The 14,544-nt window shown below is 58.4% G+C and carries 8 protein-coding genes; 1 reads left to right on the top strand and 7 read right to left on the bottom strand.

Going from position 1 to position 14,544, the window contains the following annotated elements; translation table 11 throughout:
• Positions 1 to 42 precede the first annotated feature (42 nt).
• Both CJU94_RS30230 and CJU94_RS30225 read right to left on the bottom strand, forming a co-directional pair.
• Complete coding sequence (locus tag CJU94_RS30230; protein WP_095422860.1) at positions 43 to 1,272, bottom strand: tetratricopeptide repeat protein; 1,230 nt, start codon at positions 1,270 to 1,272, stop codon at positions 43 to 45.
• A gap of 149 nt (positions 1,273 to 1,421) precedes the next feature.
• Positions 1,422 to 2,693, bottom strand: coding sequence for an SEL1-like repeat protein (locus tag CJU94_RS30225; protein WP_167397584.1), 1,272 nt, complete (start codon positions 2,691 to 2,693; stop codon positions 1,422 to 1,424).
• Positions 2,694 to 2,833: 140 nt separating this feature from the next.
• Here CJU94_RS30225 and CJU94_RS30220 point away from each other — a divergent pair.
• Positions 2,834 to 3,651 (top strand): IS5-like element ISRme6 family transposase gene (locus tag CJU94_RS30220; RefSeq protein WP_095422244.1). Its coding sequence is split into 2 segments (ribosomal slippage): positions 2,834 to 3,182 and positions 3,182 to 3,651, totalling 819 coding nucleotides; the frame shifts between segments, so codons are not numbered across the junction.
• Between the two features lie 47 nt (positions 3,652 to 3,698).
• Here the strand turns inward: CJU94_RS30220 and CJU94_RS30215 are convergent.
• From CJU94_RS30215 to CJU94_RS30185, 5 genes are all read right to left on the bottom strand, one after another.
• The gene (locus tag CJU94_RS30215; RefSeq protein WP_095422243.1) at positions 3,699 to 5,753 is read right to left on the bottom strand and encodes a phospholipase D-like domain-containing protein; all 2,055 of its coding nucleotides are present in this window, start codon (positions 5,751 to 5,753) and stop codon (positions 3,699 to 3,701) included.
• Positions 5,754 to 5,786: 33 nt separating this feature from the next.
• On the bottom strand, positions 5,787 to 8,525 hold the full coding sequence (locus tag CJU94_RS30210) for a type VI secretion system Vgr family protein (protein WP_095422242.1): 2,739 nt from the start codon (positions 8,523 to 8,525) through the stop codon (positions 5,787 to 5,789).
• 12 nt (positions 8,526 to 8,537) lie between these two features.
• Positions 8,538 to 10,460 (bottom strand): type VI secretion system baseplate subunit TssF, encoded by a 1,923-nt coding sequence (gene tssF / locus CJU94_RS30205; RefSeq protein ID WP_095422241.1) that lies wholly within the window; start codon positions 10,458 to 10,460, stop codon positions 8,538 to 8,540.
• Positions 10,461 to 11,886: 1,426 nt separating this feature from the next.
• Positions 11,887 to 12,162 (bottom strand): hypothetical protein, encoded by a 276-nt coding sequence (locus CJU94_RS30190; RefSeq protein WP_095422238.1) that lies wholly within the window; start codon positions 12,160 to 12,162, stop codon positions 11,887 to 11,889.
• A complete protein-coding gene (locus tag CJU94_RS30185) occupies positions 12,162 to 14,513 on the bottom strand; it encodes a DUF6531 domain-containing protein (RefSeq protein ID WP_095422237.1) in 2,352 nt (783 codons plus the stop codon). Before CJU94_RS30185 ends, CJU94_RS30190 begins: the two co-directional genes overlap by 1 nt.
• Positions 14,514 to 14,544 lie beyond the last annotated feature (31 nt).

Raw genomic sequence — 14,544 nt, 5'->3', positions numbered from 1 at the left:
ACCAACTGTGCGATACGTCGCAAAAACTTGTCCCGCTCCTTTTCAGCTGGCAGGAAAACTCCCGATAGAGAATATGCCGGACCGTGGACATTTGAGCCCACCATTGCAGCGCAATGGTTCGGGTCGGTCCGCGAGTTGTCTCAGCAGCCCGGCTTTCGTTAGAGCCGCGTGAGGTTCGGACTGTGGCGAGTGTGCTGGAGGTGTTGGTGGCGGTGGAGTAACGGCCTTGGCGGCGTCGATCAGTGTTTGCACGTCGCCGTCCCATTTCGGCAATGGGGCTGGAGGAAGAGGCAACACCTTGTCGAGATTGGGGAGCTTCAGGGTGCCTTCGTACCACCTGAGGATATCGCCGACTTTGCTGTAGCGATCTGCACGGGCTTCATCGACATGACCGACCAGACTCCCACCGTTTGCCAATTCGAAGCCATTAAATTGAACAGACAATTTATCCGCACACTTTGCACTACCCAGCTTTGCACCCTCCTGAAGCAGTTTCAGTGCGTGAAACTTAGCTTCAGGCGTTCCGGGATCAGCATAGAGAAACGCCAACTCATACGCAGCGTCGCCATAGCCTTGGGCAACAGCACATTCCAGCATCTTCGTCGCAACGGGAACATTGGCCCAGAACCCGTTGCCCGGATTGTCCCAACCGGCGTCAAGCGCCGCACCCAGGAACGATTGGGCCGACGGGCTACCCATGTCCGCCGCCTTCTGGAAAAACGCGTACGCGCTCGTAGCGTCTCCGCCCTTGACGATGCCCTTCATGTGATAGACACCCATCGTGTCCCAGGCATCGGGCACCCCAAGTTGCATCGCTTTCTCCACCCAGCGGATCGCCGTCTCAGGGTCCCTCACGGGAACCGGGTAGCCGCTCAATATCAATGCGGCGAGGTTGAGCATCGCTTTCCAGTGGTTACGTTCCGCAGCCTGCAAGTAAAGCTGGTAGATCTTTCTCCAGTCCTTGTCTTCCCAATAGATGTTGGGATCAAGTTCCGATGCGAGTGCCTGCTGGAACCACAGTTCGGCCTGCGGATCGACAGGCGGCAGATGCTGTTCCTGATACACACACGTGAAATCCTTGCGATGCGGAGCAAACAGCGGCAGTTTCGTATAACGGGGCGAATCGGAACTGGACATGCCAGTCATCAACTGGTGAATTGGGGATTCGGCAAGGGCGGTTTGTGCCACGACGAAAAGAAGCCACAAACCGAACAGATATCGAACGCGAGCGAACTTCATGTAAGTGCGACTTAACCATCGTTCTAATTTCATCAGGAATCCCTTTCTATCAATCTCGCCCACACGTCGCAAAACTTCTCCCGCTCCTTTTTCAGGTGGCAGGAAAACTCCCGATAGAGAGCGCCAGCCATAAGCTGCCGTGCCGTTCTTTCTCTCGCGACGCGGCAAACACAAAACAAGCCCTACAATGCAATGTCATACACATCCGCTACGCGCAACTGATTGGGGCTGCCCAGCCAGGTCCAGCGGACGTCGTGAGCCGATATGTCCAGATGCTGCTGTCGCGGATCGGGAAAGCTGGCCTCTTTCTCGACGAACGCTTGCCGGTCCCATCGGTTATAAAGTGCGGCAAGCGGATGCGCTGCGGCCACGCGAGCCTCCCATATGCCGGACTGTGGACATTTGAGCCCACCATTGCAGCGCAATGATTCGGGTCGGTCCGCGAGTTGTCTCAGCAATCCGGCTTTCGTCAGAGCCGCGTGAGGTTCGGACTGTGAAGGGTGCGCTGGAGATGTTGGTGGCGGAGTAACGGCCTTGGCTGCGTCGATCAGTGTTTGCGCATCGCCGTCCCATTTCGGTAAGGCTGCCGGAGGAAGAGGCAACACCTTGTCCAGATTGGGGAGCTTCAGGGTGCCTTCGTACCACTTCAAGACGTCACCGATCTTCCTGTAGCGTTTGGACCTTTCCATGTCGACGTAGCCTGCGATATTGTCGCCAGAAGACAAAGAGAAACCACTAAACTCAACGCCGAGGGACTTCGCACACTTTGCGCTACCAAGCTTTACTCCCTCATGTAAAACTTTTAACGCGCGAAGATTTGCTTCCGGTGTGTGGGGGCGAGCATATACAAGTCCAAGCTCATCCGCCGCGTCGCCGTAACCTTGGGCCACGGCACATTCCAGCATCTTCACCCCAACAGGGAGATTAGCCCAGAATCCGTTGCCCGGATTGTCCCAGCCGGCATCCAGCGCCGCCCCCAGGAACGCCTGGGCTAACGGGCTGCCCATGTCGGCGGCTTTCTGGAAGAATGCATACGCGCTCGTGGCGTCTCCACCCTTGACGATGCCATTCATGTGATAGACACCCATCGTGTCCCATGCATCGGGCACCCCAAGTTGCATCGCTTTCTCTACCCAGGAAATTGCCATGTCCGGATCTCTGACGGGAATCGGGTAGTCACTCAGGATCAGACTGGCAAGATTGAGCATCGCTTTCCAGTGGTTGCGTTCCGCAGCCTGCAAGTAAAGCTGGTAGATCTTTCTCCAGTCCTTGTCTTCCCAATAGATGTTGGGATCAAGTTCCGATGCGAGTGCCTGCTGGAACCACAGTTCGGCCTGCGGATCGACAGGCGGCAGATGCTGTTCCTGATACACACACGTGAAATCCCTGCGATGTGGAGCAAACAGCGGCAGTTTCGTATAACGAGGCGAATCGGAACTGGACATGGCGGCCATGAGTTGGTGAATTGGGGATCCGGCAAGCGCGGCTTGTATCAAGCCGAAAAGTAAGAGGCCAGTTCAAAAACCCCTGAGGGGGCTGTTTACTTTCTCGGCAAGCTGTTAACCTTGGATGCCTGAACAATGGAACCCAAGGGATGGAAGCGCCGATCATTGATGACGAATTGTGGACACTGATCGAACCGTTACTGCCGCCGCCCAAGCCCCGGCGCAAAGAGCATCCTGGTCGCCCGCGCGTATCGGATCGGGCGGCGTTGAATGGCATTCTGTTCGTGTTGAAAACCGGTCTGCGATGGAACTACCTGCCGACCGTATTGGGCTTTGGCTCCGGCGCGACCTGCTGGCGACGACTGAACGACTGGCGCAAAGCAGGAGTATGGGATCGACTACACGAACTGCTGCTCGACAAGTTGCGCGAGGCCGGGCAGATCGATCTTTCATACGCTGCCGTCGATTCCTCGTCGGTACGAGCCGTTGGGGCGGGCGAAAAACTGGCCCGAACCCCACGGATCGCTCGCGACCCGGTTCCAAGCACCACATCCTCGTAGACGCCAATGGCGTTCCCATCAGCGCCATCCTGACCGGCGCGAACCGCAACGACGTCACCCAGTTGCTGCCGCTCGTCGACGCGATTCCCCCGATCCGCGGCACGCGCGGCCGACCACTTCAGAGACCCAAAGTCATCTATGCCGATCGTGGTTACGATTCCGATCCGCATCGTCAACGATTGCGCGAACGCGGCATCAAACCGGTGATCGCCAGGCGCCGCACTGAACATGGCAGTGGTCTGGGCAAATTCCGTTGGGTCGTTGAACGGACTCACTCGTGGCTCCACAACTTCCGTCGTCTTCGCATACGCTTCGATCGTCGAGCTGACATTCACGAAGCATTCTTGAAATTCGGCTGCGCCCTCGTCTGCTGGAACATCTTCAGGCGTACGGAGCAGCCTTTTTGAACTGGCCTCTAAGCAAAAACCGAACAGATATCGAGCGGGGGTGAATTTCATGTCAGTGCGGTTTCACCGTCCGTGGAGGAAGGTACGGTATTCATGGCATGTTTCGTATTGGTAGACCGCCGGTCTTCGAATTTCATCAGGAATCCCTTCAATTTTTCCCTTCCCGCTTTCCATTTATCAAGATTTGTGTTTGCAAGGCGCTCCCAACTTTCAAAAACATCTGGCATTGCCTCCCGACCGCCGTCACCAGTAGTTGTATTGTCAGAATGCAGCCCGAACACGGCACCACGCAACCTGGCCGCATGCTCCGCCCCCGTCGCCGCAATATTGATCTCACTATCCACCGACATACTGCGCTGGTTCAAATTTGCGCTACCGAGCGTCAGGAACACATCGTCAATGATCATCAACTTCGAATGGATATAGATTTCCCGATACGCCATCTTTCCTTCCACCGAGTCGCTCGTGCATAGCCGCGCCACGCTCACCTTCAGCCCCAACGTCCGTTCCAGTGTTTCCAGACTAGGCCGATCCAGCACTGGATGAGTTCGAGCAATGCTGACCGGCTCGCCCGACTCGTCCGTGAATGTGGTGGTGTAAGTCGCCTGTGTTGAATGGTTGCCGTATTGCTGATCGGCCTTCCCTTCATCGACATAGCCCGCCTGCGCGGGCATTGCATCGCTCTTTCCCAGTTCGGTCAGCGTGTCGAACGTCCGGGGAACCATTCCGTCATCCTCTGGATGAGGAATGACAATGAACAGATGAAGATTTGGCACGGCCGTCATCGGCTTTTTCGCCAACCTCGCCCATGCCCGGCAGAACTTTCTTCGCTCATTCTTCAGATGACGCGCAAACTCCGGATAAAAAAAGTACTGGTTTTCAATATAAATATAATTACGCGCAATACTCGTAGCCTGGAAATAAAGCTTCTTGATAGTCTTCTCCCCTTCCGCCGCCTGAGTCCGGACTATCTGCACGCGTTGCGCCGAGTCTTTCGCAAGCGTAGGAATCTTCGGCGGCAGTGAATCGCCATCCTTCGCCGATGTTTTCCATTGCGAAGGCGCAAACGCATTCCAGCCGTTCTCGAAATTTTCGTGCAGCCGCCTCAGCGCCGGCCCCACCACCCGACAGGCATAGTCCTGATAAGGGCGGATGGACGTGTAATTTCCGCCATGAATCGCCGCCACCTTCTGCGCTTCGCCTGGATCGCCGCCGCCAAAATCGCTCCTGTATTCGTGATCGATCTCGCCTTCCCACGTGGACCTCGCACCCGTTTCGCGCAGACCCGTTTCGATCTTGTGCTCCGCCGTATCCCAGAAGTCCGTGACCGAATTCAGTCCCATCACAAAACCCACCGCCTTACTGCCACCATCGTGTGCATAGTCGATCAGGACGGGTTTCTGATGATGCGTCGGGTAATTCCACAGCAACGCGGATTCGTCAACCGGACTAAGCCAGCTCGAATCGGGCCGGTCCTCCTCGGCGATGTCCGCGGCCAGCAGACCCTTGACGGCCTGCTTTTCAATCCCGCGCAGCACGATCTGAAGATGATCGGGGTACAGCGCCTTGCGTGAGTCAATGCGGTCATTTTCCAGCCCATGCCGTTTCCACCACGCCTTGCACCAGTCGTGACGCACCGGATTGCCGTAGGGGTCATCCCCCTGGACCATCCGCTGGATGGGGCTCGTCGCGAGGGAAACCGGCACATCGGTATAGCCCGGCATGCTGTTCTGCTTTCTCGATGCGCGAGGATCAAACCAGAGTAGCAATCTGACCCGCACTTCAGCTTTGGCCAGCTGTTCGAGCAGATCGCCGTATCGCAGGTCGCGCGGCCACGCTTCGCCTGTGCGCTCGACTTCCATGCCCGGGTCAAAGCCCCAGCAGACAATATCGACCGTCGACTTCGCAGCGCGCAGATCTTTGGATAACTGACCAAAGCCCTCCTGACCGCAGATGAAGAACTGGAGATCGTTGCCTTCGGTAATCTCGGGCGCGTCCGGGCATGTCTTCTTTTCGAGCAGCCATTGGACCGAGCCTTGCGCCTGACCGCCCACTTCGGTAATGGCGACGTCGACGGGATTCTGTGTTTTCAGATTGGACATGACTGATCCGTTTCCGGTTTTTCAAATGAGTTATCAGACTGCACGGTCGCCCCGGTTGCTGCGCTGATCGATATGGTCGGCGTCGGCATTGAGTGCATCCTTGACCTTCAGCCTGAACTGGCCGCCATAGCAAAGCTTGACGCAATACTCCGTCGTCTCCGGCTGATGGTCTTTCACCACTACGCGCCCGTAGCTGTCGGTCACACCGCTGTCGATCAGCGCGTTGCCCTGGTAAAGTTCATAGGGTTCTTCCACGTACCGGTGAGCAGCGCCGTTCGCCAGTGCGCCTAGCGCGAAATGCAACTCCTGCTGGCCAGGCGCCGATTCAGGAAGCGTTGGAAGGGAAGCCGAATCCGGTCCAGTAAACAGGCGCCCTGCGGAATGGATTTCAAACTGCCCCGGCGTGCCGTGGTAGATCTTCCCGCTACTCCATCGCGTGAAACTGCCGCCGCCCCGGATTTCGACTTCCTGCTTCGCGCTGATCGTGATCTTCTCGGCCGTGACGGTGACATTGAGCCTCGCCAGGAGATTGATGCTGTCTTTCAGCGCGCGCAGATCGATATCGCCCGACACTGCAACGAGCCGCATTCCGGCTTTCTGGACGGTCATGCGCAACTTGTTGCCAAATGTCCCGAAGAATGACCCGCCCGCCGCAATGGCCACATCGGCTCCACTCGTCATCGCAAGATGCTCGCCGCTCGCAACATGGGTGCTGCCCGCCGTGGTGGACTCGATACCGGCGGGACTTGCCAGCGTCACGTGAGGCTGGGCGAATTCAGGAAATTTGCCCGCCCCGGTCTTGCCCGCCAGCGCACGGTTCTGCGCCCTGATCGCTGCGGCAACGGCCTTCTGATCTCCGCCAGAATCCTGCGCGCCGTTTGCCTGCGCATCTCCCGCCAGCCTGTCGTGCAGGGTGCGGGCCTCGTCAAGGCGCGCAATCGTCTCGCCCATGTCCTTCATGGGAGCCGTTGCCCCGTCGCGAGCCTCGGTCGTGATGAGCATGCCCCGGTTCGCGCGCATGACCGCATTTGCGTCGGTCGCAATCTCGATGCCTTCGCCGCGCGCCTGCGAGCGCCCTGTGTTCCCGTCGATGCGCACGTTGCAGCCCGCCACGAACCTCGAGTTGGCATGGTCGCTGGTCACCTGCACCTGGAGCTGGCCGGGAGTGTCGTCGGTCACCACCGTGTTCGATCCCTTGCCGTAGCCGTCCAGATCCTGGCTGCGCCAGCCCGAGAGCGCGTGGTTCGCGTACAGGTCCCACGGCGCCTCGTTGCGATCGGTTGTGTGGCTGCCGAGAATGAAGGGGCGGTCCGGGTCCATGTTCAGAAACCCGATATAGACGTGATCGCCCACGCGCGGAACGAAGTTCATGCCGTAGCGCTGCCCTTGCCACACCTGCATGAGCGGTATCCAGCACGATGCTTCCTCATCGGCCTGGCTCACCCGGTCCCAGATGAATTTGACGCGGATACGCGCCATCGCATCCGTGTGGACGCCTTTTTTGTCGTGGCCGGTGACCACGGCCTTCTCCGCAAACGCGCGCGGTTTCTTCGCCTTCTGCGGCGTGCGGTAGTAGTGGTCGTTCGGAATCGCCGTGAACTTAGTCCTGCACGTGTACTCGCGCTGTAGCGTCCCGCCCTGCGTGACCGAATCGTTGTTCACGATTTCGATCTTCGTGCCCGTGACGATGTACTTGCGGTTGACGGGTGCAAACGGATGACCCGCGACCGTGAGCTGATGCCCCGTCATCACGCCGCGCAGGTTTCCCGTGGCCTTGATGACAAGTGACTTGTTGCGGTGTGCATCGACGCGCACGCGCGCAAGATGATCGCCTTCGAACTCGTAGTCGTTCGGTTCGGCATTCAACCCCATCGCACCCTGCTGGGGCTGCGCGTAATCGAGCCAGGTATATTCCTCGGCGTTGTCGTGCGCGGCGTCCCGGTGGTTCGAGATTCTTCGTTTGAACTGCCGGTTCGTTGCGCGCGTGTAGTCGTAATCAATCCCGGCCACCTTGCCTGTGGTCAGCCCGCGCGAATACTCGAGTTTGTGGATATGCTCCTCGTCGATGCGCTGGCCGCCGCGTTCGAGGTAACGCACCGTTTTGCAGGCAGGACCGTGCGCGGGGTAGCCTGCGTTGTCCATCAGCACCAGCGTGTCGTCATCCCAATAGAACGTGATGCCCCACTCCTGCCAAAGCCGGTTCAAACAGGAAAAGTCCGACTCCCAGAACTGGCGCTGATAGTCCCGCTTCGGATAGTTCCGACTTCCATTCCCCGCACCGATGAGGTTCCACCGGACACTGAACGGATACTTCTTCAGGATCTCGTCGGAGATTTCCCTTACCGTCCTGTCACGGAAATGCCGGTTGTCGCGATTCAACGACGCCAGCCACAGCAGGCATCTCAGACGCAGGCGGTAGAACATGCGCCGGTCGTCCGCACCCATGCACTTCACCTCCGCAATCACGCCCGTGATCACGCGAACATCGGCGCCGATATTTTGCTCGTCGCTCTCCTGCGTGCCGCTGCCTTCAATGGCGATTTTCACGGTCAGGCGTTTGCCCACCAGCTTGCTGACGTCGACCAGCCTGTCCATGTCGTTGACGTGAAGGCCATTCGCCTCGAAGGTCTGCACGTCGATCCGGTAGTCGAACAGCCGGCCCAGCTTGTCTGTGCCCTTGCAACGCACAGGTTCGAAGATCTTCTTCCCGCAGTGCTCCGGAATCGCGTCGCTGACGATCTCCAGCGTGCGCGACTGGGTATTCCATGCCACCGTGAACCTCCATCAGAAGACACCGCGCGTGCCGCCACGCGTCGGGAACGTAAAAATCTCACGCTGCGTGGTGCGTACCGTGGTGCGCGTAAAGCAATGCGCCGAGACGTGCCGCGCGACGTAGCGCTCCAGCACCAGCGCGAACGCAAAGGGCGACCAGCCGTCGAGCCGCGACTCGTCAAAGGTGAGCGTGACCGCGATGCCGCGCGCGAGATGCAACTCGCCGCCCCAGCAATGCATATCATTGACCGCGCCGGCCGTTGCCCCGACCAGGCTGTCGAGAACTCGGGCCATTGCCGGATCGCCGGCTGCCAGATACGGGCGGAGCATCAGCCGCAGGCCTTCGCCGGGATTGGGCTCGTCGAATTCGTCGTCAAAGACGGTCAACTCAAGATGAAGCTGGCGGACGAGCTCCCAGGCCGCGTCGCCCTGCGCGCCGAGCGCGAGCGGAGGCCTGGGAGCGGTCGGCCCGCGCACGAAGCCGACGCTCTCGACCGCCTTCGCGTCCGCCATCGTCAAGTCCTTCACGCCATTGCGTGGCTGCACGCAAGGCAGATCCCCGTTCGTCAACCAGGCGTCGAAGGTCAGAAACCGCATGCCTGTTTCGTCCGGCTCGCGGTCCTCGCCAAGGAGCGTGATCGAGGTGAGCGTGCGCACGAACTCACGGTGCGTGTCATATCGCCGTTCGTTATCCGCCACCAGTTGCTGCTCGCGGCGCAGCATGAAATACCGCGAGTTGCGGCGGGTGTCGTCGGGCAGTGCCGCGTCGAGCGGCTGGAAGAGGAACTTCTCCGACTCCTCTTCCAGTTGTCCCCTGACACGATCGACCGAATGAACCTCGTAGTCGCCAGGCCGCTCCGCCACGGGCGTGAGCGGATGCTCGTGCTTCTCCGGGTGGATGGTGAGCCGCTCGCTCGTCGCGGGGTACAGATTGACGATAGGCGTGCAGTACAGCGCGAAATCCCGCACGCCGATCTGCTGGTCCAGTGTTGCCGCCTCGCGCGCGAGCAGCAGCACGATTTCGACCTCAGGGCCGCTGATTTGCTTGAGCCCCGCTGCCAGGCCCGTGATCGTGAAGAATCCGAATCTGGATGGGAGCGCAAAGAATTCATGGACCAGCCTGTGTCCGTGGAACTTCGCGGCGACCGGACGCAACAGGCTTTCATGCGGCTCCAACCCCGCGTGCTTCACTTGCATGTACGGCATGCCGGGTAGCTTTGCGCCATACAGGCCGCCCTTTTCGAATTCACCCGGCACACCCATGACGATGCCGACCACGCTGGTATGGATCAATTCGAAGAGCTGGGAGGCCATCTTCTCCTCACCGCACAGGTACACGGGCAGTTCGTCCAGCGCTTCAAGACTGCGGAACGCCATGCCGTTGACGGTGGCAAGGCTCAGGCGCAGCGCCCCACGCACGCGCGACGCGTCCTGGCCGTCGTGGACGTAGCGGTAGAGAGCCGGAACGTCGGCGGGAATGCCAGTCGGCTTCGCGCGCGTGATAGCAACCGGCCAGAGCCTGAGCGGTTGGCTCGTGAGGAACGCGCACTCCGTTGCATCTTCGGCTGCGTGTATCGTGAGCCTCGTGCCACGCGCCAACGTCAGGCCCTGCGGACTATGCGGTGCCTCTGCATCGGGATAGAACCGCGCCACGCCCAGCGACGGCAGCGGCGCGGTCAGGTTCAGATCGACGCCATCCAGTTTGCGCAACGGGATGTCCAGCGAAAAACGATCGATACGCATCTGCGAGCGCGCCGCCGTTATCGCAAAGGACTGGAGCAGGCGCTCGACATAAGGGTCGCCCGCTTCACCTGCCTGCGCGCCGAGCCTGCGGGCAATCTTTGGGTGCTGCTGTGCAAACTCCTCGAAGAGTTCGTGGATGTAGCGCAGTTCGCCCTGGTAATACGCCGGTAATTCCGGGTCCATACTCGCCATGTCGGAATCCGTCACTTATCGGGCGACTGTGCTGCGGGAATATGCGGTGCAGGACATAAGGCACAAAGTGGCAAAGGCATGAGGATGGCTCCGGTTTTTGATCGCTATGGCTGCGTCGGATCAGGCGTGCAGGCACGTCGACGCGCACTGGATGCATGGCGGACCGGAGCCAGGCAAGGCCCCTTGCGGAATCAGGTTGATGCGGTGGATTTTTTTAGCAGGTCACGCGCTTTTTCTTGCCCAAGATTTTCTATTTCAATTATCGAATTGGGATTGTCGGGTGTATATAGGAGCCGTGTAAAAATTGGTCAAATCGATAAATAGATAGGTATCCCGCATAAATATGAAAATGATTGATTGAAACCAAAATAGGGATAACCATTCGAGGTATGGGGAGGCGCCTTTTGCGCGCCAGCAGAGTCGCATTGCGACGAAGATTCCGCACAACAAAAAAGGGCGACCGAAGTCGCCCTGAGAGTTCATGCCACGCCATTCCTTTCGCCCCGCCGTAGACTTTGCCGGACAAACCCGTGCCGTCGTTCGGAACGTCGCGATGGTCGCCAGCAGCGGAACAGGTGGCTGCAGACCCGATGCGACACAGGACGCATTTATCCACAGGAATTGTGCTCAAGCCTGTGGATAAGTTTCTCTCCACAGCGCTAAACCTGCGCCATAAAGCTTTGCGCGCCACGTGATGGGAAATTGAGCATTCCCCACAGGCCGCCAAACATCGTTCTCCCACGTTTCCCCATACGCTGCGGCGCGGGAAAACTGCCTTTCCCCTCAACGGGAAAGGGCCGACATATTAGACATGTGTTTTGTAAAGCGTTCAAGCTAACGGCGATTCGGGTGCTGTTTCTACAAGTCACTTGTTAAAGCAGAAAGCTGACGGGTTGGTTGTGCGTGCTGCTGCGCACACACGATGGGGAACGCCAGGAACATTCCCCACGACGCGCAATGATAGGGCTACAGCTGCCCAGCACTGCCCGTCTTCCGTAACTAGCCAGGGCGCACGGCAGCACGGGGCCTCAAGCACCGGGACGCCATTGAATTCGCACCCGTCGTAATGAACGCCCGAGCGTCGCATGTGCAGTTCATCACACAGCATGCGCTTGTGGTCGGGGTGAAGAACCAGCTCGACAGGTTGCTCCCCACGATGTTCCTTCAGGTACCGGTAAAGCCCATCCGTGATAAAGGCGCAGGCGCTCATACCTGGCCGGAAACTCAATGTCATAAATCACACCCCCATGATTTTTGCCGGTTCACGCTGCCGCTTCCGCGGGGCACGTCTGACTGCCTTCTGCGCATGCTTGCGTGTCTGCCAGCGATCGTGGTTGAGCTGTAACCCGAGCCACAGGTCCCCCCGCTAACCCTGCGGTGCTGCGACCAAAATTGTAGTGGTGGCAGCACCCGGGCGCTCGGCCAGTTACACCTCCGGTGGCTCGTCAATTGGGTGCTGCGTGAGATTCAGAAGTTTTTTGATTTCCGGTCGACCCAAGGCAATCACGTTGAGCATTGCGACTCCGAGTTGCCGGGCCAGTTCGTCGTCAAATTTGACCTCTTCATCATCCAAAAAAAACGGCACCGCCATGCTTGCAGCCACGAGTGAGGCGAGCCTTGCTGAATCCACAGCTTGCATTGTCAATTGCTGAGGATCTTCGCTGTAAGTTACAACCACGGAATACGGCGGATGATTAACCATCAATAACCCCTGCATTGTTGATATCTGTCAAAGGCGTTTTCTCTACACAACGCAAAGCTTCGTTTGCCCTGCGGCTTCGCCATCGCGGTGCAAGCATCAAGCTCGGCCTCATACGCCAAATGACATTTGGCCTCATGGGATTCGCGACCACCGCACTTTACCATTCCCCCATCCCCGCTCCCGCCACCAAAAAGCGTACTGTAAAGCGTTGACCGTTTCGCAGAACTCGTCAGATCCGGCACAAGCACCGGGTGAGGAACCTGCGCCTGATCGCTGACCATCAACTCGGTGGTTTCACGCCACGTTGGTAATGTTTCACTCAATTCGTGCCCGAATAGCTTACCTGTCGGCAACGCCTTCCAGGCCATGTAGCATTCGACGCACATATCAGGCACAAATGCTGGAGCATCCGACTGGAGTCCTGTCAGGTTCGCAGGTGGCGCAACCGGGTCGTTCCCGAGTTCCCAGTTCGTCAGCCAGACACCCAGTTCAGCATCACTAATCGGTTTCCACCAGGCTCCATTCGTTGAAACCTGAGCCGTGCGCGAGGACACCGAACCATCTGGACCGTACCGGTACGTAACTTGCAGAACGCGGGCAAGTCCGCCATTCAGCGCACCTGCTGGCTCCTTGTACTGAAAAGAAATTACGCGACCGCGCTCATCGTACCCGATGCTCGCCTGACCGCTGTTTCCAGCTATCTGCGTTGCACGATTCTCAGCATTGCGCGAGAGCGTTCGCATCGACCAGCCAGATACGGCATCCTGCACTGACTCGACATTGCCCCGTACGTCGTATGTGTAGGTCCAGTCTTCACGCTTCGAGCCATTACGGGTAATCTCAGCCGACAGAAGGCGACTCGCCGAATCGTAGCGTGCACCGACTGTCCACTGGTTACCGGTCCCAGCGGCTTGCATTCCCTGGTCGCCCGTCAGATCGCTTGTCTCCGTCTCGGCGTAGCCAGTGACGTTACCGCCCTGGTCATAGACAAACGCGCGGATTTTACCCGGCGTGGCGACCAGATGCGGACGCAACGAGGTACTGTCGCCATACTCGATCGTCGTTACCGTCCTGTTGCCAGCGACTGTCGCAACTGCTTTCGTCGGCCGGTTGGCGCCGTCCCACGTGTACTGTGTATTCCCATCCGGTGTAATCGTCTGCTTCAGGTTCCCTGATATATCCCATGTACGTGAGACCGCGCCGCCAGGCGTAACAATTGAGCCAGGACGCGACGTGTCTCCAACATTAAAGGAGTACGTGCTGTAGCCGGACATATTGCTAACAGTGGTCGTGTTCGCGCCATAACTGAAAGAAACGTTACGCGTCGTGTCCGGATGGGTGACCGAGATTGCGCGTCCGCTGGAATCGTAGGTCCATGTTGCAATCCGTGAACCGGATTCGTCCTTTATCCCGGTCATCGCATTGGGGAAGCGGGCATCCTCATAAAGGTACTGACGAACGTATCCAATCGGCGCGGTTACTGAAACAAGATTGCCTTTCGCATCGTACGCATAATGTGTCGCGTTGCCCGAAGGCGGCACTACACTCAGAATGCGACCATTACTGTCATAGGTCAGACTAAGTGTCAGCCGCGATGCCGCCTGTCCGATCCGATCAACGGGCCACTGCGCGATTGAATCTATCTGTTGTCCAACGTATTCAACTTCACGATACATACCCGTGCGTGTTGTCTCGGAGTGAAACAGACCTGTGCTGACGGAGTATGTTTCGGTCGTGCCAAGCCGTTCGTCCTTCAGATAGAAGTATCCGTCGCCAGCTTTCATGAGAGAAAGACCCGACGTACCCGGCACCGCCCACCCGCCGTTAACCCACTTGAAGATCAGAGGCTGGCCGTTACTCCGATACGCGGTGATTTTCGGCGTGCTTGCATTGACCGAGGTCAGATCAAGCCGTCGTTGCCAGTTACTTGCCCAGTACCCGCCCATCGCTACCTGCGCTTTGTCGAACGGCTTCGAAAGGTAGGTACGACTAAACACAAGCGGCGACGCGTCACCGCTTGCAAAGTCAGTTTCAGAGAAAGTCACAATCCCGTTCGCGGGAAACACCGGGTCTGCCACGGGGCAGGTATCGTCCGGCGGGGTTTCCGTTGAATTGCACCACTGATCGATCAGGGCGAGGTCATTGATACATGCGTAGTTGCCCATTCCGCCCGGCGTGTTGCTCGTAACGTCGAGCTTGCAGGTCCTGGAGCCCGGCGTGGCGCCGGACTGGGCATACAGCGAAAAACAGTCGACTGCGTTAGCGCTGAACGCGAATATTAGCAACGAGAAGGCAGCCAGCAGGCGGCCCGCGAATCCGGCTGTCCCACCGTGGAGTCTGGATTTTTTCATTCTTATCCCTATTGGCTTATTGTTTGAAACG

Origin of the sequence: Paraburkholderia aromaticivorans (genome assembly GCF_002278075.1) — a bacterium.
GTDB classification, from domain to species: Bacteria; Pseudomonadota; Gammaproteobacteria; order Burkholderiales; family Burkholderiaceae; genus Paraburkholderia; species Paraburkholderia aromaticivorans.
This window is presented reverse-complemented; position numbering and strand designations above follow the sequence as displayed.